16 protein-coding genes are annotated in these 18,872 nt (G+C 64.5%); 9 read left to right on the forward strand and 7 right to left on the reverse strand.

Annotation, left to right across the window (positions count from 1 at the left end; translation table 11 throughout):
- The first annotated feature begins 357 nt into the window (after window positions 1-357).
- Window positions 358-4,023 carry a glycosyltransferase family 4 protein gene (locus J2S73_RS13325; protein WP_306886039.1) on the forward strand — a complete coding sequence of 1,222 codons (3,666 nt, stop codon included), beginning with the start codon at window positions 358-360 and terminating at the stop codon, window positions 4,021-4,023.
- Here J2S73_RS13325 and J2S73_RS13330 read toward each other — a convergent pair.
- The 3 genes from J2S73_RS13330 to J2S73_RS13340 are packed head-to-tail and all read right to left on the reverse strand — an operon-like array spanning window position 4,006 to window position 6,214.
- Window positions 4,006-5,070, reverse strand: coding sequence for a glycosyltransferase family protein (locus J2S73_RS13330; protein WP_306886040.1), 1,065 nt, complete (start codon window positions 5,068-5,070; stop codon window positions 4,006-4,008). The two genes, J2S73_RS13325 and J2S73_RS13330, sit on opposite strands and share 18 nt — an antisense overlap.
- Window positions 5,071-5,125: 55 nt before the next feature.
- Window positions 5,126-5,815 (reverse strand): protein tyrosine phosphatase family protein, encoded by a 690-nt coding sequence (locus J2S73_RS13335; RefSeq protein WP_306886041.1) that lies wholly within the window; start codon window positions 5,813-5,815, stop codon window positions 5,126-5,128.
- A complete protein-coding gene (locus J2S73_RS13340) occupies window positions 5,816-6,214 on the reverse strand; it encodes a hypothetical protein (protein WP_306886329.1) in 399 nt (132 codons plus the stop codon).
- Here J2S73_RS13340 and J2S73_RS13345 point away from each other — a divergent pair.
- From J2S73_RS13345 to J2S73_RS13370, 6 genes are all read left to right on the forward strand, one after another.
- On the forward strand, window positions 6,123-6,536 hold the full coding sequence (locus J2S73_RS13345; protein ID WP_306886321.1) for a GNAT family N-acetyltransferase: 414 nt from the start codon (window positions 6,123-6,125) through the stop codon (window positions 6,534-6,536). The genes J2S73_RS13340 and J2S73_RS13345 overlap by 92 nt on opposite strands.
- Window positions 6,533-7,999 carry a RimK family ATP-grasp domain-containing protein gene (locus J2S73_RS13350; protein WP_306886042.1) on the forward strand — a complete coding sequence of 489 codons (1,467 nt, stop codon included), beginning with the start codon at window positions 6,533-6,535 and terminating at the stop codon, window positions 7,997-7,999. The genes J2S73_RS13345 and J2S73_RS13350 overlap by 4 nt, the downstream gene beginning before the upstream one ends.
- Before the next feature lie 510 nt (window positions 8,000-8,509).
- A complete protein-coding gene (gene metK / locus J2S73_RS13355) occupies window positions 8,510-9,688 on the forward strand; it encodes a methionine adenosyltransferase (protein WP_306886043.1) in 1,179 nt (392 codons plus the stop codon).
- Window positions 9,689-9,939: 251 nt separating this feature from the next.
- The gene (locus J2S73_RS13360; protein ID WP_306886044.1) at window positions 9,940-11,634 is read left to right on the forward strand and encodes a glycine/sarcosine N-methyltransferase; all 1,695 of its coding nucleotides are present in this window, start codon (window positions 9,940-9,942) and stop codon (window positions 11,632-11,634) included.
- Window positions 11,635-11,875: 241 nt separating this feature from the next.
- Window positions 11,876-12,841, forward strand: coding sequence for an ABC transporter substrate-binding protein (locus J2S73_RS13365; RefSeq protein ID WP_306886045.1), 966 nt, complete (start codon window positions 11,876-11,878; stop codon window positions 12,839-12,841).
- A gap of 40 nt (window positions 12,842-12,881) precedes the next feature.
- Window positions 12,882-13,550, forward strand: a complete 669-nt coding sequence (locus tag J2S73_RS13370; RefSeq protein WP_306886046.1) for a L,D-transpeptidase — start codon at window positions 12,882-12,884, stop codon at window positions 13,548-13,550.
- Between the two features lie 192 nt (window positions 13,551-13,742).
- Here J2S73_RS13370 and J2S73_RS13375 read toward each other — a convergent pair whose 3' ends face one another.
- Window positions 13,743-14,207 (reverse strand): MarR family winged helix-turn-helix transcriptional regulator, encoded by a 465-nt coding sequence (locus J2S73_RS13375; protein WP_306886047.1) that lies wholly within the window; start codon window positions 14,205-14,207, stop codon window positions 13,743-13,745.
- Window positions 14,208-14,283: 76 nt separating this feature from the next.
- Here J2S73_RS13375 and J2S73_RS13380 point away from each other — a divergent pair, with 76 nt between their 5' ends.
- Window positions 14,284-14,670 (forward strand): antibiotic biosynthesis monooxygenase family protein, encoded by a 387-nt coding sequence (locus J2S73_RS13380; RefSeq protein ID WP_306886048.1) that lies wholly within the window; start codon window positions 14,284-14,286, stop codon window positions 14,668-14,670.
- Window positions 14,670-15,197 (forward strand): cytochrome b, encoded by a 528-nt coding sequence (locus J2S73_RS13385; RefSeq protein WP_306886049.1) that lies wholly within the window; start codon window positions 14,670-14,672, stop codon window positions 15,195-15,197. The genes J2S73_RS13380 and J2S73_RS13385 overlap by 1 nt, the downstream gene beginning before the upstream one ends.
- 146 nt (window positions 15,198-15,343) lie before the next feature.
- Here J2S73_RS13385 and J2S73_RS13390 read toward each other — a convergent pair whose 3' ends face one another.
- The 3 genes from J2S73_RS13390 to J2S73_RS13400 all read right to left on the reverse strand — a co-directional run bounded on the left by J2S73_RS13390 (window position 15,344) and on the right by J2S73_RS13400 (window position 18,843).
- Window positions 15,344-16,192, reverse strand: coding sequence for an ABC transporter permease (locus J2S73_RS13390; protein WP_306886051.1), 849 nt, complete (start codon window positions 16,190-16,192; stop codon window positions 15,344-15,346).
- A gap of 15 nt (window positions 16,193-16,207) precedes the next feature.
- Window positions 16,208-17,512 (reverse strand): ABC transporter permease, encoded by a 1,305-nt coding sequence (locus J2S73_RS13395; RefSeq protein WP_306886052.1) that lies wholly within the window; start codon window positions 17,510-17,512, stop codon window positions 16,208-16,210.
- 230 nt (window positions 17,513-17,742) lie between these two features.
- Window positions 17,743-18,843 carry an ABC transporter substrate-binding protein gene (locus J2S73_RS13400; protein ID WP_306886053.1) on the reverse strand — a complete coding sequence of 367 codons (1,101 nt, stop codon included), beginning with the start codon at window positions 18,841-18,843 and terminating at the stop codon, window positions 17,743-17,745.
- Window positions 18,844-18,872 lie beyond the last annotated feature (29 nt).

An 18,872-nucleotide genomic window follows, 5' to 3' on the forward strand; every position in this document is an offset into this window, starting at 1 on the left:
CCGAATCGCGGCCGATTGCTGCACACCTTCGCTGCACCGGGGTGCTTCCAGAGTTCAGCCGGGCACTGGGCGTTGATGGTGTAGACTGGGATCTCAGGCAGACATGTCGCTTTCTATTTTTGGACAGGGCGGATCTCTCCGCGGCTTTGACAAACGGCGCCGGAAATACCTGACCGCCAAATTTCTGCTTCGTCTGTCTCCTGTACTGCCGCGTCGCTACATTCGAAAATTCGAGCGGCGCCTGATCAAGTATTCTCCGAACGGTCCAGTCGCGACCCCGCAGCTGCGGCTGCCACCGACCCCGCGCAGCTCCCAGATCGCCGCTGATATCCGCCGCCTCAGCGAGACGAGGCCGTAGTGCACATCGTCATCGACCTGCAGGGCGCCCAGTCGGAAAGCCGCTTTCGCGGCATTGGACGGTATTCACTGTCGCTGGCGAAGGCGATTGCGCGGAACCGGCAGCGCCATACCGTCAGCCTGGTCCTGAACACCGCTTTCCCCGAATCCGTGGCCGCCATCCGCGCCAGTTTCTCCGACCTGATCGGTCCGGAAAACATCCACGTCTTTCACGGGCTGGACCACGTCAACGGTCGCGACACGGCCAATGGCTGGCGCCGTCTTGCCGCCGAGGCAATACGGGAAGCCTTCATCTCCTCCCTCCGGCCCGACGTCGTCCTGATCTCTTCGTTGTTCGAGGGGTTCGCAGACGACGCGGTGACCTCGATACCAGAATCCGCGCCGTACCCGACGGCGGCCGTCCTTTACGACCTGATCCCGCTGCTCAACCGCGAAAACTATCTGACCAACGCGCTGACACGCGACTGGTACGACCATCGGATCAGCAATCTGAAACGCGCCGACGCGTTACTCGCGATCTCGGAGTCAAGTGCGCGCGAGGCCGCGACGCATCTCGGTTTCTCCTCCGAGCGGCTGACCAACATTTCCGGGGCGGCCGGGCCTGAGTTCACCCCGGGACCCGTCTCGGAAGACACGGCCTCGCGGATCCGGAAAGCCTACCGGATCAAAGGCAAGTTCGTCCTCTATGCGCCCGGCGGGTTCGACCCGCGAAAGAACATCCCGCGGTTGCTCCGTGCCTGGGCGGCGGTCCCCCGTTCGGTGCGCGGCGAACGGCAACTCGTCATCGCCAGTCGGCTCCCCACGGGCCTGGAGTCGGAGTTGTCGCGGACCTGCCGAAAGGAGGGGCTCGCAGACAACGAGACTGTTTTCACCGGCTATGTTCCCGAAGACGACCTCATCGATCTCTATCGGCTCTGCGAGCTGTTCGTGTTTCCCTCGCTGCACGAGGGCTTTGGTTTGCCGGCCCTGGAAGCGATGTCCTGCGGCGCACCGACCATCGGCTCCGACAGATCGAGCATTCCGGAGGTCATCGGGCGCGCCGACGCCATGTTCGACCCGACCGATCCCGCTGCGATCGCTGGCTGCATCAAGGCGGTGCTTTCGGACCAGGCGTGCCGGAAGGATCTCGCGGCCTACGCGCTGGAACGGTCCGACGCCTTTTCCTGGGACACGACCGCGCAGGCCGCGCTGAAAGGCCTGGAGGCACTCGGAAAGGACGCCGAAGGCACCAAACCAAATGTTTCGGTCCAATCCCGGCGTCTCGCCATCGTGGTCCCGACGGGTCGGCTTGCGGGCGGACCGGCCCATCGGATGCGGGCACTGATCCCCGAACTTGCCCGCACCTACTCGGTCGACCTGTTCTGTCTCGACGGGCGCGCGCCCGAACCGCCCCTTCCCGGGATCGGTCTGGTTCTGGGCGCCAACACGGCGAGAGCACAACTGCCTGCCTACGAGCGCGTGGTGCACTGCCTCGGCGACGGAGGCGGCGCCGAGCTTTCGGCAGCGCTCGCCAAAGACGTGCCTGGCGCAATCTACCTGCTCGACAGCACGCTCTCCAACCGACTGGAGGGTGCGCCACCTTCGTCCCGGTCGAAGTTGCTCTACGACACCGAAGGCTTTCTGGCCCTGGCCTCGACCGGAACGCACACCGGTTCTGCTCCCCTGGTGTGGCAGGACACGCTCACCCGAGCCGTTGGCGTCATCGCCGGAAGCGATCTGATCAGGGATCGACTCCAGCAGACATATGGAGCGCCGCCGGGCGGTGGCGCGTGGCCGGTTGTCCCTTTCATCGACATCCCCTCCTCCGACGCGACCGGACCGACGATGGCCAGGAGCGAGGCGCTTGCGACGCTCGGGCTTGGCGAGGGACCGGTCATAGCGGTCGCAGCCGACCCTCCGACCGACACCGCATTGCTCGACCAGATCGACCGATCCGGCGGCAGCGACGTCCAGATCGTGGTGCTCGATTCCCGCACCAATGCCGACCGTGAACGGCTTGCGACCCGGATCGGACGCATCAGCTCCGACATCGGAAATGTCGTCGTTGTCGATCCGACCCACGCGCCGAGCCTGTCTGCCGCGGTTGCGGCTGCATCAACGATCGCCATTGCGGGAGAACGGGTCGCGCAGGGCGAGTCCGGACTGGCACGCCTTCTGGCAGAAGCCGGCGCCGGTGAACGTATCCGGATCGATGGCAACGAACCCGTCACGCCCGCTGCGACCGCCCCGGCGGCTATCTCCGAGGCCGCGCGAGCGTTCGGTGCGGCACTTGAAGAGATCTACGACGAAGCCGTTGGCGGGCTCCTGCAAGCCGAACGTGCGATTGCGCATCTGTCCGGGTCGGCCGGCTCACAGGGAACGGCTCCTTCCAACGACACGAGCGTTCTGGACCAGGAAGCCGCGGCGATCGCGATCGCGAACACCTTTCCGCCCCGGTTCGCGCTGCGCCAGCTCCTGGTCGACGTGTCTGAGCTGACCCACCGCGATGCCCGCAGCGGGGTCCAGCGTGTGGTGCGCAACATCGTCCTCCAATGGCTCCGCAATCCACCGAAGGGCTGGCGCGTCGAGCCCGTCTATGCATCGGCGCGCGGCTATCGCTACGCCACCCGCTTCACCTTCGATCTGCTCGGCCAGGATTCGTCCGGAATCGTCGACCAGGGCGTCGATACGGCGCCGGGCGACCTGCTTCTGATGCTCGACCTCCAGCACCATGTCGCCTCGGTCAATCGCCCCTACTTCCATTGGCTGCGAGCCCGTGGGGTGGGCGTCTATTTCGTGGTCTATGACCTCTTGCCGATCCTGATCGATGGCGCCTTCCCCAAGAGCATGACGAAGCTGCACGAGGATTGGCTCGACGTCGTCCGGGAGAGCGACGGCGCTTTCTGCATCTCGCGGGCGGTGGCCGACGAGCTCGCCGACTGGCTCGCGGCCACCGACCGCTTGACCGACAGGCCGTTCAATATCGGCTGGTTCCATCTCGGCGCCGACTTCACGGCCGCCAAGTCGTGGACCGGCCTTCCCGCCAACGCACAGAAGCTGATCGAGACGATCAAGGCCAAGCCGACGTTCCTGATGGTCGCGACCGTCGAGCCCCGCAAGGGTCACACCCAGGTGCTCGATGCCTTCGACGAACTGTGGCGCGCCGGCGTCGACGTGAATCTCGTGATCGTCGGCAAGGAAGGCTGGATGGTGAAGCCGCTGGTCAAACGACTGGCCGGACACCCGGAGCGCCAGAAGCGCCTCTTCTGGCTGGAGGGCATCAGCGATGAATTCCTGGAGCAGATCTATGGCGCAAGCGCCGGCCTGCTCGCCGCCTCGAAAGGCGAAGGCTTCGGCCTGCCGCTGATCGAGGCTGCCCAGCACAAGATCCCGATCCTCGCCCGGGACATTCCGGTGTTCCGCGAGGTCGCCGGAGAGCATGCCGCCTACTTCTCCGGGGAGACCGGTGCGGCCCTCGCCGCGGCGATTCGCAAATGGCTCGACGCCTACGAGCGCGGAGACCATCCCCGCTCCGATGCCATGCCGTATCTGAGCTGGAAGGACGCCGCCGACGCGTTCGGCCGCAAGATCGTCGAGGGGGAGTTCTACCGAACTGCCAGCCTTACCGGCGAAGCCGACCAGCCTCCGCTTGGGACGGCCAAGGCCCGCTCAGGCAATCGGCCCTGAGGGCCACTCGTAGCGCTTCGAATAGCCTTCGCCGAGGAGCGTCTCCACGACATACTGCGCCACGCGCCAGTTGGGGGTGCGTTCGCGGGCCAGCCGCCAGCCGATTTCAGCCCGCCGCCGCCGCTCCGCGTCGTCACGCCAAAGCCGCGCCATTTCCTCAGCCAGGTCCTCCCTCCCGTCGAAAGGGATGACACCGTCTTCCAGAAGCTCGTCGAACGCGGCCGGCCGATGGGTCAGCGTCGCGACGCCGACACCGAGAAGCTGGCCGATCCGGTCGGAGGAGTAGTAGCGCAGCGACGGTACCCGTTCGTCGATCGGCAGACAGGGCGACATAGCCGCCTTTTCGAGCGTCTCGTAGAACTCCAGACTTCTGAGCTGTACGCCGGTGGCGGCCCGTCCGCCGATTTCGAAGCGGAAGCCCTCCGGAAGATGCGATTTCAGATAGTCGAGCTGGGCGGCCCGGCCGAGCCGGCCCGTGCCGAGAAAGAGGCCGTCCCACCTGAGGCTTGTCGCCGGCGCCTCGAAGACGCGGCCGGTCTCGGCCGCAGGGTCCACCATGGTCGCCGGCAGGTAGGCGATCGATCCGGGCCGCCGGCTTATGCGGCTGAGGGCGTCGGCATCGCCGGTGGTGATGAACCCCACATCGGCAAGTGCGGCCTGATCCGCAAACGCTGCAACCGCCTTGGTGTTCACTTGAGGGTCGTCCACGCAGAAGCGGCCGATCTTCACGCCCGGCGCCGCTCCGCGGATCTTCGCGAACACCTCCGGCCCGGTGAGATCGGCATGGCCCATCAGCACCACATGAGGCTTGAAGTGGGCGACCGTCTCGATCAGGCGCGCATGCATCCGACCCACGCCCCACCGCTTGCCCGGCAACGGCGCCAGTTCGCGGGCGGTGTCCCGATCGGAAAAGCCGAGGACCATGTGCCCGAGGCGGATGAGTCCCCGATAGAGCTTCTGGTCGACGTTGTAATAGAAGGTCTGCCGCCGCCGTCGATCGAAATTGGCGAAGACGAGAATGCGGAGCGGACGGTCGGTTTCGATCACGATCGCCCCCCTGAATGCGGGTGCAGAGACGGGTCCCACCGCCCCTCGCCGCCGGTCATTCGCGCCGCAGCAGCTTGTCGGTGAGCACGTCCGCCCAGTAGTTCGAGCGGAACTCCTCGAACAGCGCGGCACGGTCGTATCCGGTCTCGATCCAGTCGACGAAGGAGATGCCCTTCGCTTCGCCGTCTTCCTTGTAGCGCCTCAGGAAGGCGTCGAGGATGCCGGTCTTGGCGAAGCTGAAGTGGCCAAAGCGCCAGTTCAGCTGGCGAATCGCCTCGTCGGCCGTCCCGCCCTGGCGCAACAGCACGTAGAGGGCCGACCCCATCCCCGCCCGGTCCGCACCCGACTTGCAGTGCAGCAGTGCCGGATACTCGATCGTGTCGAACACATGCTTGGCGTAGCGCACGGCCTGATGCGTCGGCGGCTCGCGGGAGAACAGGGGCAGATTGACCAGAGCCAGACCCTTGCGCTCGCAGGTCTCCTTCATCAGCGGCCAGGCCCCGAAGTTGGAGCTGTGCCTGAGCGAAATGATGGTGCGAACCCCCTTGCGCCGCGCCCACCGGATATCGGACGGGATCGGCTGGGAGGACCGCCAGAGCTCCTCGCTCACCTGATGGCGGTTGCGGTAGATCAGACGGAAGACGCCGTGGTCCTTGACCAGCGTGCTCGCCCACGCGGCGTATCGTTCGGGAGCGGATTTGAGAGGACGCTCCCAACGTCCGAGATCGCGATCTTCGTTTGTCATTCAGTCCCGAGGTCCGATGCGGCGGCCGAGCACGCGTGCATAGCCCACGCGGTCGCACACTGCAATTTTCCATAGCCGGAATATGGTGTTCGGCTCCGCAATACCCAATTGATTGGATCGAATCGCGACAGATCGGCATTGTCCTGCCTGGACCTTGCCCGGAACGTGCTCCATGAGCTTCCAGACCATCAGACGTCCCTCAGCTTCCGGATCGCAATCCGCCAGGTCGGTGACGGTTCGTAGGGCGAGCCGTGCGGATCTTCCCGCGCTCGAGCGCATCGAAGCCGAATCCTTTTCCGGCGACCGTTTGTCGCCGCGCAGCCTGCGGACCCTGATCGCGCGGCCGTCTGCTTCGGTCCTTGTGGCCCAGCTGGGCGCCGAGGTCGTCGGATCGGTCATCGTCCTTTACCGTCGGACCGCTTCGGTGGGCAGGCTCTATTCGCTCGCCGTGGAGCCCCGCGCCCGCGGGCTCGGGGTTGCCGTGAAACTGCTGGGCGCGGCGGAGGAAGATGCCGTCTCCCGCAGGCAATCGGCCGTCCGGCTCGAGGTGCGTGCCGACAATGCAGCCGCCATTGCGCTTTACGACCGGGCCGGATACCGCATCAGCGGGCGGCGGACGAACTACTACCAGGACGGCGAAACCGCCCTTCTCTTCAGAAAGACACTCGCTCCGCAGAAGGCGGCCGCCAGCGTGGCGCGCGCAGCGGCGGCCGCGCGATGAGCGACTGGGTCATTCTTGTCGACCAGTACCGCGATTTCGACCAGGCGGACACGATCCACAAGGTCCTGTCGGTGCGCGACTATGTGGCCCGCCCCGAGATCTTCGAAGGCCGCCGCCCGATCCTCATCAATCTCGCCCGCAGCTTCGCCTATCAGAGCATGGGCTACTACGCCTCACTCCTGGCGGAAGCGCGCGGGCAGCGGGTTCTGCCCTCTGTCCAGACGATCATCGAGCTGTCCCGCAAGGCGCTGTACCGCGCCGGCCTGCCGGAGCTGGAGGATGCGCTCAATCGCGACTGGAAGCGCGTCTCCGAGGGGCACCAAAGGCCCTTCAAGCTTCTGGTCGCATTCGGTCTTCCGGACATCTCCGGGTTCGAGCGCTTCGCCGCCCTTCTGTTCGACTGGTACCGCGCCCCGTTGATCGAGGTGACGGTCGGCGGAGAAGCCTGGGCGACCGTGGAGCGGCTGCGCACACCATCCATACATACGTTGTCCGGCGAGCGACGTGCCTTTGTGGCGGCCAGTCTGGCCAGGCACACGCGCCGGCGGTGGCGGATGCCGAAGGCGCGACGGCCAGCCCGTTATACCCTCGCCGTCCTGCACGACCCGCGCGAAGCGCTGCCACCCTCGAGCCGACGGTCGCTGGAGCAGCTTGCTGCCGTTGGCGAGAAGATGCGATTCGCCGTGGAGCCCATCCAGAAGTCCGACCTGACGCGGCTGGCCGAATACGACGCGCTGTTCATCCGCGAGACCACATCGATCGGAAACCACACCTACCGGTTCGCACGTCGTGCCGAACAGGAAGGCATGCCGGTGATCGACGACACCGTGTCGATGATCCGGTGCACCAACAAAATCTACCTGAAGGAGCTTCTCGAAGCGCACCGGGTCCCCATGCCTGCCAGCCGGGTGGTCAGCCGCCTTTCCGACGCACGACGCCTTGGAGAAAGCCTTGGTCTGCCACTCGTCCTGAAGGTCCCGGATGGCTCTTTCAGCCGGGGTGTACACAAAGTGCACACACAGGAGGAGCTGGAGAGGCTGAGCGCGAGCCTTCTCGGCCAGACCGATCTGCTCCTGGCCCAGGAATATCTCCCGACCTCGTTCGACTGGCGTGTCGGCGTCCTGGGTGGAAAAGCCCTGTTCGCGTGTCAGTATCTGATGGCCAAGAACCACTGGCAGATCATCAAGCACGAGGACGGAAAACCCGCGCGCGAAGGCGGATTCCGCACCTTCCCCGTCGACAACGCGCCTGCGGAGGTTATCGACCTTGCCCTGAGGGCTGCCGCGCCGATCGGCGACGGCCTCTATGGCGTGGACATCAAGGTCGGCCCCGCAGGCCCGGTGGTCATCGAGATCAACGACAATCCGAATCTCGATACCGACGTGGAAGGCCAGGTCCTGCGCGACGAGCTGTGGCGCGCCGTGATCGACTGGTTCCGGAGCCGGCTAGAGGCCGGCCGCTAAATTTCAGAAAAAAATTGAACCGGATGGAACCCTGCCCGGCCTGATGCGTTTCACGTTGCAAGCTGAAAAAGGGCGGGAGGGGCTATTCCGCGATATCGACTGAAGATGACGCAGGCGCGACGGCAATAAAGCTGCAGTCCGCGGAGGCCCGAACGCGCCGGCACGGTCATCCAGTAGCCAATCAGTATACCAGAATATTTTTCGAATTGATAGGTTCAGAATTCGAAAGATTTCCCTATGGTGGCGCGGACGCTGGCCGGGCTTCGCAATCTCGACGTCACACGGCTTTCTCGCCGGATCATGTCCGACATGATCTTGGAGGATCCGTACGGCTGGCGCTGATGACACATGTCACGCTCAAGTCGCGGCAGCACCCGGGGCTCGCAGGTCCGGCCAAGCCGGTTCGCACTCGCGGACGGTACGGACCGCACCACAGGCCAGAGGCCCACGTGCGAATTGCGAGAATGCCCGCTTGTCCGCGGCCGACTGACCAAGGAAAAGGACGTCCATATGTCTCGTAACTATATTTTCACGTCGGAATCGGTTGGCGCCGGTCATCCAGACAAGGTCGCCGACAATATTTCCGACGCTGTCCTCGACGCCTGCCTCAAGGTCGACCCCGCCTCTCGCGTGGCCTGCGAAACCATGGTCAATACGGGCATGGTGGTCCTGTCCGGCGAGATCACGACCAAGGCTCAGATCGACTATACGGACATCGTTCGCGAGACGATCCTGGACATCGGCTACGACAACCCGGCCTACGGCTTCGATGGCAACTCCTGCGCCGTCCTGGTCGCCATGGACAAGCAGTCTCCGGACATTGCCCAGGGCGTCGACGAGGGCGCTGGCCTGGATCTCGAACAGGGTGCCGGCGACCAGGGCCTGATGTTCGGCTACGCCTGCCGGGAGACCGAGCAGCTGATGCCGCTGCCGATCCAGCTGGCCCACCGGCTGACCGCGAAGCAGGCCGAGGTCCGCAAGTCCGGCAAGCTTCCGTGGCTGCGTCCCGACGTGAAGAGCCAGGTGTCCGTCTCCTACGAAAACGACAAGCCGACCCACGTCGACACCATCGTGCTCTCCACTCAGCACGATGAGGAGATCTCCTACGAGGACCTCAAGGCCGCGGTCATCGAAGAGGTCGTGATGCCCGAGGTGAAGAGCTTCGGCGTCAACAAGGACATCAAGTTCCACATCAACCCGACCGGCCGGTTCGTGATCGGTGGTCCGGTGGGCGACTGCGGCCTGACCGGCCGCAAGATCATCGTCGACACCTACGGCGGCATGGGCCGTCACGGTGGCGGTGCGTTCTCCGGCAAGGATCCGACGAAGGTCGACCGTTCGGCCGCGTACGCCGCGCGCTATGTCGCCAAGAACATCGTCGCCGCCGGCCTGGCCGACACGTGCGAGGTTCAGATCGCCTACGCCATCGGCGTCGCCCGTCCCGTGTCGGTGAACATCAACACCTTCGGGACCGGCAAGATCGGCGAAGACCGGATCGCCGCCATGGTGCGCGAGCACTTCGACCTGCGGCCGAAGGGCATCGTGCAGATGCTCGACCTGCTGCGTCCGATCTACCGTCCGACGGCCGCCAACGGCCACTTCGGCCGGACCGAGGACAGCTTCTCCTGGGAGAAGACCGACAAGGCGGAGGCGCTTGCCGCCGACGCCGGCGTGAAGGTCGCCTCCTAAGAAACCGTTCCGGCCGGGTGCGTACGCGTGCCCGGCCGTTGCCATCGGCTGCGGCGACTGGCTTGCCGCAGTCGCGCGCGGGATCACCTCCTTGGTTCCGTAGCGCATATGCCTGCTAGGACCGGCCTTTCGCTTATTCGAAAGGAAAGGCCGTTGAGCACAAGTAGGTCGCCGGCCGTCGTTCGGGAGGTGGGGATCTGCAAGGCCCCTGGATGCGACAAGCGAGGCCGGCAAACTGAAGGATTACCGATATGACGAAAGCCGATCTCAATCGCGAACTCGTCCTCCAGGAACAGGAGTACGATGGCGACCCGACCGAGGTGCGCGAGACCGATCAGTACCGCGCCGAGTACGTCCAGTCCTTCGTCGAGAAGTGGGACGAACTGATCGACTGGGACGCCCGCGCCGAAAGCGAGGGCCACTTCTTCGTTGACGTGCTGCGCGCGCGCGGCGCCCACACGGTGCTCGACGTCGCCGCCGGTACCGGCTTCCACTCCGTCCGCCTGATCGAGGCCGGCTTCGACGTCACCACCTGTGACGGCAGCGCCGCGATGCTCGCCCGCGCCTTCGAGAACGGCAAGGATCGTCAGCTCATCCTCAAGACGGTCCAGTCGGACTGGCGCTGGCTGTCCAAGGACGTCAACGGCAAGTTCGATGCCATCATCTGCCTCGGCAACTCGTTCAACCACCTGTTCGACGAGAACGACCGCCGACGTGCACTGGCCGAGTTCTATGCCTGCCTGAAGCACGATGGCGTGCTGATCATCGACCAGCGGAACTATGACGCCATTCTCGACAAGGGCTTCTCGACGAAGCACAAATACTACTATTGCGGCGATCAGGTCGTTGCCGAGCCCGAATATATCGACGATGGCCTCGCCCGCTTCCGCTACTCGTTCCCGGATGGATCCGAGTACAACCTGAACATGTTCCCGCTGCGCAAGAATTACCTGCGCAAGCTGCTCCAGGAAGCCGGTTTCCAGACGATCCGGACCTATGGCGACTTCCAGGAGACCTATCAGGAATACGATCCGGACTTCTTCGTCCACGTGGCAGAAAAGTCCTTCGTTGACGACAACGAAGTGATCGAAGACCCGATGCTTCAGGATTCGGCCCAGGCCGCGGCCGACACGGCAGAGGCCTACTACGACGACAGCGCCGCCGACGAGTTCTACTTCAATATCTGGGGCGGCGAAGACATCCACGTGGGCCTCTACGAGACCACGAAGGACATCAAGGAAGCGAGCCACCTGACCGTCAAGCGCATGTGCGAGCAGGCCGGGCGGATCGACGCGGACACCAAGGTGCTCGATATCGGCGCCGGCTACGGCGGTTCGGCCCGGGTCATTGCCAGGGAATACGGGGCCCCCGTCGTCGCGCTCAACATCTCCGAGACGCAGAACGAGCGGGACCGGGAGCTGAACAAGGCGCAGGGCCTCGACAAGCTGGTGACCGTCAAGCACGGCTCCTATGAGGACATCCCGGAGGCCGACGAGAGCTTCGATCTCGTGTGGTCCCAGGACGCCATCCTGCACTCGGGCAACAAGCCGAAGGTGTTCGAGGAGGTCTTCCGCGTCCTGAAACCGGGCGGCTGCTTCATCTTCACCGATCCGATGCAGGCCGACGTCGTCTCCGACCCGGCCTCCCTGCAGCCGGTTCTGGACCGCCTCCACCTCGACAACATGGGCTCCTTCGCCCTCTATCGTCGTCTGGCGCGCGAAGCCGGCTTCACCGAGGGCGAGCACCTTGAGCTCACCCACAACCTGCGCACCCACTATTCGCGGGTGTCCGAGGAGGTGAAGGCCGACTACGACAACCTCGTAAAGCTCTCCGCAGAGGACTACCTCCAGCGCATGCTGAAGGGGCTCGATGCCTGGGTGACGGCGGCCGACGCCGGAAACCTGGCCTGGGGCATCCTGGTCTTCCGCAAGCCGGAACGCATCTAGTCCGGACAGGGCGACGTCGATCGCTCCAAAACCAGGGCGCGCCGGATCGGCGCGCCCTTTTTTGTGGTTTCACGCACACGGGCAGTTGAACGCCGGAAGCCGATTTCACCCGCGATTGGGCCGCCGAGCTCTGGACCTTCGCGACGATATCCCTAGTCTGTGGGAAAGGCTTGGGACGGCGAGGCTACCGCATGTCGCGGTCCTTCCGCCCGGGAGAGACTAGGGAGGAAACCGGATGCCCATGCGCGCCTTCCGTTGCACCGTGGCGGCTTCCGTGGCTGTCACCGCGAGCCTTCTACTCGCCGCCCCCACCCGCGCTGCCGATGTCGTGATCGGTGTGGCGAACTGGCCGTCGGCGACTGCCACCGCGCACCTCATCAAGTCCATCATCGAGACGGACCTCGGACAGACAGTCGAGCTGAGTGAGGGCACGCTGCCGGACCTGTTCGCGGCGGCAGACCGGGGGGAAGTCGACGTTCTGCCCGAAGTCTGGCTGCCGAACTACCGCTCCGCGGTTCGCACCTACGTGGACAAGAACAAGACCGTGACCCTGGTACCGCGCGGGGTGCCGGCCCGGCAGGGTCTGTGCACCACCCGACAGGCCGCGGACGAGTACGGCCTCACGTCGATCGATGACCTCAAGAGCCCCGAGACCGCGAAACTCCTCGATACCGACGAAGACGGTATGGGCGAGATGTGGATCGGCGCGGAGGGCTGGAACTCGACCAACATCGAGCGCATCCGCGCCAAGAGTTACGGCTACGACCAGACGATGACGCTGATCCAGTCGGACGAACCGGTCGCCATGGCCGGTCTCGACGTGGCCGCCTCTCTTGGCGAGCCGTACGTGCTCTATTGTTACGAACCGCATCACATGTTCGCCCTGCACGACCTCGTGATGCTGGAGGAGCCGCCCTACAACCCGACGAAGTGGGTGGTCCGGACACCCGAGGACGATCCGGACTGGCTGAACCAATCCGAAGCATCGACCGCCTGGGCGGTTTCCTTCATCCATCCCGCCTATCGGGCCGGGCTCGAAAACGATCAGCCGGACCTGGTTCGGCTCCTGTCCAACATGGACCTGGAGGCCGACACGATCTCGGAGATGACCTACGCCCTGATCGTGGAGCGCAAGGATCCGGAACGCTTCGCGTCTGAATGGATCGAGGGCAACGCCGATCGGGTCGACCGTTGGCTGAGCGAATAGACCGGCGACGTCGGTGACAGGCTACGAGGGACGAGTTTCCATGATCGCACGACGACTGCTGCTAGCCGCAATCGGCATCCTCTTCTTCACCGCCGGCCTGGCGGCTACCGCCGACGCCCAGCAGAGTTCCCGAGTCTACGATCCCTCCAGCAAGCAATGGATCGTGTTCGATCCCGACAAGGTCGAACGCGACGCCACGGCCCGCGGCGGGACGCCGGAGCGCTTCAAGCGAAAGCTGGTCCCGTTCCGTACATCCGAGCCGCCCGGCACCATCATCATCGACACCGACCGGAAGTACCTTTTCTATGTCCTGCCGAATTTCCAGGCGATCCGCTACGGCGTTGGCGTCGGCAAGGAAGGCTTCGGCTGGTCGGGCGAGGTGCATGTCGGCCGCAAAGCCGAGTGGCCGAGCTGGACGCCGACCCCCGACATGATCGAGCGCGACCCCGACCTCCGGGAGTACATCAACGGCATGCCGGGCGGCGTCGAGAACCCGCTCGGCGCCCGGGCGCTTTATCTCTACAAGGGTAACCGCGACTCGCTCTACCGGATTCACGGAACCAACGAGCCGTGGTCGATCGGGCTCAACGTGTCGTCCGGCTGCATCCGGATGAACAACGAGGACGTCGAAGACCTCTACTCGCGGGCGCCGGTGGGCACCAAGGTGATCGTCCTGAAGCAGGGCGCCGCCCTCTTCCAGCCGAGCTGATCTCCCCTGTCGGGGACTTTTGCAGTCGGCCGCCGGCGTCCGGATGGAAACCTCCGAGCGCAGGGCGATAACACCGAATTTAATGACTTGAGCACGTCCTGTCCGGTCTGAACCGGACGGGTTGAACGGGTGTGCGCGAGCCGGCCGTTGGCGACGTCTCGGGTCCTCCGGGTCCTCTGAGGCGAAGCCCCCTCACCCGGCGCCCTCACCATCGGGCGGCGTATCCTGCGCCGCCCGCATCGATGCGATCACGGTCGTCATCAACCTCACGAAGCGCGTCCGCTCTTCGTCGCTCAGGTGCGCCAGGGCAACGGCGTTCTGCGCGTTCGCAGCCTCCGTCGCAGGGGCCTCGAGGGCGCGGGCCTTCTCCGTGAGCCAGATCTGCTGAGACCGGCCATCGGCCGGATGCGGCGTGCGCCGAATGAGCCCGTCCCGCTCCATCCGCGTCAGCGTATTGGCCATCGTCGCCTGCTCGATCGAGAGACGTGCCGCAAGTTCCTTCTGGGTCAGCCCGTCGTCCGCCCACAACTCCAGAAGCGCGGGGAAATTGCCGGGAGAGAGACCGAGCGGCCTGATGCGCGCGTGGAGTCCCTGCGCGAACAGGCGCGCCATGTGATTGGCCAGGTATCCGGCTGAAGCCCACTTGTCGAATGTCATCCCCCTTCATCGCACTTGAATAGCTTGCTATTCAATTATATATAGCTTGCTATATTAAATCCGTATGGAGAGGACCATGACCCCGACAAACCGCCTGCGCTCGGCCATCGCGGCCACCGCCCTGACCATGGCATCGCCGGCCGCCGCCGACGTCACGCTGATCAATGTGTTCGAAGTACCGGCCGGGCAGGAGCAGCGCGCCATCGCAGCATGGGAAGAAGCGCGCGACTTCCTGAAGACGCAGCCCGGCTACGTGACCACCACCCTCCATCAGGCAGTCACGCCGGACGCCCGGTTTGCACTGATCAACGTGGCGACGTGGACCTCTGCCGAGGCCTTTGCCGAAGCGACCCGGCGGATGCGGGAAGCCGGCGTCTTTCCCGCGATCGAGGGCCTGAAGATCAATCCGGCGCTCTACCGCGTCGTCCGCGGCGATGAAAGCGGAACACCGGAGCAGGACTGATGAGGATCAGAAGCACATCGACCCGCTACGGCTCGGTCGCAATTGCGCTCCACTGGTCGATCGCCGCGCTGATCGGCACCGCCCTCGCCTCGGGCTTTGCGGCAGACACCCTGGGAGCGCACGGAACCAACGCGCTCAGGGTCCATGTGACGACCGGGATTACCGCCGCGGTGCTGACGCTTGCCCGGCTCCTGTGGTGGTGGACCGCCGATGTCCGTCCCGAGAAGCTGGACGGACCAGCGGCGCCCCTGGCAACCGCGATCCACGTTCTCTTACAGCTGTTGCCCCTGGGCCTTGCAACGAGTGGCGTTACCATTCTGGCCCTGGCCGACGCATTCCCGGTGCTGGCGGGAGGCGGTCTTCTGCCCGATTTCGGTTCCGCGCCACCTCGCGCACTGCACGGCCTGGCCGCCCGGCTCTTGATAGGGCTCATCGTCCTCCACGTCTCGGCCGCGCTCTACCATCACTATCGGCTACGGGACGGATGTCTCGTTCGGATGGGCATCGCGCCACGAACCGGCGCTTGAGCGTCCATCGATCCAACGGACTCCGGTCGCGTCACAACGCTCTGAGCTCCGTGCAAACGAAAATGCCGTGGAAGCGGATCTCGCTTCCACGGCACTGCTGCGTTTCCAATCGCTTTGTCGCCGGGCGCCAGCGCGCCTCGACCGAGCTAGTTCTTGATTCCCCGCAGCTTCTCGCCGCGGCGCCGGATCAGCTCCATGGCGGTCAGAAGCACGATGGACATCGCCACCAGGATCGACGCAAGCGCAAGGATGGTCGGACTGATCTCCTCGCGCAGACCCGAGAACATCCGCACGGTCATTGGCGTTTGCTCCGGTCCGGCCAGGAAGATCACCACCACGACCTCGTCCAGCGAGGTGATGAAGGCGAACAGCGCGCCGGCGATCACGCCCGGCAGGAGCAGAGGCATGATCACCTTGAAGAAGGTGGTGACCTGATTGGCCCCGAGGCTCTGGGACGCGCGGATCAGCTGTTCGTCGAAGCTCGACATCGCCGCCGTCACGGTGATCACCACGAACGGGGTACCGAGCACCACATGCGCCATGATGATGGAGAAGAACGTATTGGCGAGGTTCACCCGGGCATAGAAGGAGAACAGCGCCGCCGCCGTGATGATCAGCGGAACGATCATCGGCGAAATCAGCAGCGCCGTGATGGCCGCCCGGTACGGCATGTGCCGACGGCTGAGCCCCAGAGCGGCGAGCGTACCCAGTGTCGTCGAAACGATCGTCGACGAGATCGAGATGATGAACGAGTTCCGGATCGAGAACAGCCACTCCTCGCTGCCCAGAAGCGCCTCGTACCACCTGAGCGAATAGCCCGCCGGATCCAGCGAGAGCATTTCCGGCGTGAAGGTGAAGTACGGCAGCGCGTTGAACGACAACGGCACGATCACCAGGATCGGGAAGATCAGGAACAGGAAGATCAGCCCGCAGATCACCCGGTAGGTGTAGTACCAGGCCCGCTCGCCCGGCCCCGCATAGGATGGAAGTGCCATGGTCCTGCCCTCCCCTTAGCCGAACTTCAGCCGGTCGACGCCGACGAGCTTGTTGAATGCCCAGTAGAGGACCAGGACCGCGACCAGCAGGATCGTCGCCAGGGCTGCCGCTAGCCGGAGCTGGGCCGTCGAGCCGGTCATGTTCTGGGCGATCAGGTTGGAGATGAAGATACCGGTATCGCCACCGACCAGGGCCGGGGTGATGTAATAACCGATCGCCAGAATGAACACGAGAAGCACACCCGCTGCCAGACCCGGGATCGTCAGCGGCATATAGACGGTCACGAAGGCCCTGAGCTGCGTCGCGCCCAGCGAGCGCGCCGCCCGCATGTAGGATGGCGGTATCGTTTTCATCACCGAATAGAGCGGAAGGATCATGAACGGCAGCAGGATGTGCGTCATCGCGACGATCGTGCCGATCTGGTTGTAGATCATCCGGACTCGGTTGTCGGTGTCGATGACGCCCAGCCAGACGAGCATGTCGTTCACGACGCCCTGCTGCTGCAACAGCACGATCCAGGCCGATGTTCGCACCAGAAGCGATGTCCAGAACGGCAGCAGGACGAGGATCATCAGCAGGTTCGACGTCTTCAGCGGCAATGTCGCAAGCAGATGCGCCACCGGATAGCCAAGCAGGATACAGAGCGCTGTAATAAGCAGGCTCATCCATGCCGTTCTGAGGAACAGCATTCGGTAGACCTGATAGTATTCCGCTCTCTCGACGATCTCACCGCTCGGTGAGTACTCATAGTCGAATGCAAGCAGGTAATAGACCGGCGTGATGGTTCGCGTCTCGCGCTTGATCAGGCGCCAGAACTCCAGATTGGTCCAGCCATCGTCGTCCGCAATGAACGCTTCCTTGTAGGGTGGCGACATCTCGTCGAGGGCGCGCGCCGTACCAAGGACCGTGGAACGGGCACCGGGAATCTCGCGGTTGATACGCGCGGCCGCGCGCCCGAGTGTCCGGTTCTCCATGCCGACTTCCATGTCGGCTGCCATGGCGGCGAACACCTCTTCCGGCGGCACCTCCTGCCCGTTCCAGTTCTGGATGGCAGACGCCGTGTTCGGAAGATACTCGGACACCTCCGGGTTGCGCACCGAGCGCGAGATCATCTGGACGATCGGAATCGCGAAGGTGACCAGAAGGAAGGCGAGGAGCGGAAGCACGAGAAAGAAAGCGCGGCGGCGGGCGCGCGCTTCAGCCTTGCGAAGCGATATGCGCAGCGGCGTACCGTCGGCGGTCGTCAGCTGTTCCGTTCCGGACTGGCTGCCCGTCGACGACGGGGACTGACCGTGGCTGGCCGCGCTGCTGTCGCTCACCGTTTGCTCCTTCGCGGACATTCGAGAGCAAGGCGCGGACGCATCGACATCGTTCGTCTTTCCCCGCCCCTCTCGGAAATTCGTTCAGCGATCGCGAGGCTCAACGCGGCTTCGGCCCGCATGCACTCGCAATCCCGGCTCCGGCGGCGTCACGGATGACAGGTGCGCCCGATTGCCGGCAGAAGGATCCGGGCGACGCCGCCGCCCGGATCCGTGTCGCAGAGACCGCCTTACTGGGCGAGCCAGGCGTTGAAGCGCTCTTCGAGCGCGTCACCGTAGTCGGCCCAGAAGTCGGTGTTGAACTGCACCGCGTTCTGGAAGTTCTCGTCCTGGGTCGGCATGTGCGGCTTCATGTCGATGCCGAGCTCGGCGTGCTGGCCGACCTTGGGCACCGAAGACTTCCGCGCCGGCGCATAGGAGATGTACTTCGCCTGATCAGCAAGACGCTGGGTGTCGGTCGCGAAGTAGAGATAGTCCTTGATCAGCTCGAGCTCATCATCGTTGCCGACGGGAACAACCCAGCCGTCGACCTCGAACATCTGACCGTCCCACATGATCTCGAACGGCTGGTCTTCGTTGACCTGCGCGTTGAAGATGCGGCCGTTGTAGGCGGTGGCGATCGCAGCCTCGCCGTCGGCGAGCATCTGCGGCGGCTGAGCGCCTTCCGACCACCAGATGATGTTGTCGCGGATCTCGTCGAGCTTCGCGAACGCCCGATCCTGGCCTTCCTGGGTGGCCAGAACATCGTAAACCTCATCCGGCGAGACGCCGTCGGCGATCAGGGCCCACTCGAGGTTCTTCTGCGGGATGTTCTGCAGAGCGCGGGTGCCCGGGAACTTCTCAGTGTCCCAGATGTCCGCGATGGTCTGCGGACCTTCGCCGTCGAACGCTTCGGTGTTGTAGGCGAACATGGTCGCGTACAGAATCTGCGGAATGAAGCAGTCGCCCAGGGTCCCCTCGATGAAGTCCTCGCTCGGCGGCGTTCCGTCGGGCGCCTCGGCGAGCCACTCGTCGTGGGGGATCTCCATGATCAGGCCTTCGTCGCAGGCGCGCTGCGCATCGGCCTGGAGCATGTCGACCACGTCCCAGGTGACGTTTCCGGCTTCGACCTGCGACCGGATACCGGCCAGGGCCTGAGCGGACTTGTCCTCCTGCAGGATCTCCGTGCCGGTCTTCTCAGCGTAGGGCTGATGATAGGCCTTGTCCTGCGATTCCGTGTAGGCGCCGCCCCAGGAGACGATGGTAAGAGAATCGTCCTGGGCATGCGCCGCCGCAAGGGCGACCACGGAGGCAGCCATCGCGAGCGTAACGCTCTTTGCTGTTGTCCTCACTGTAGCTCTCCTTCTCATTGGATCGCGTT

Origin of the sequence: Amorphus orientalis, assembly GCF_030814015.1 — a bacterium.
Taxonomy (GTDB): domain Bacteria; phylum Pseudomonadota; class Alphaproteobacteria; order Rhizobiales; family Amorphaceae; genus Amorphus; species Amorphus orientalis.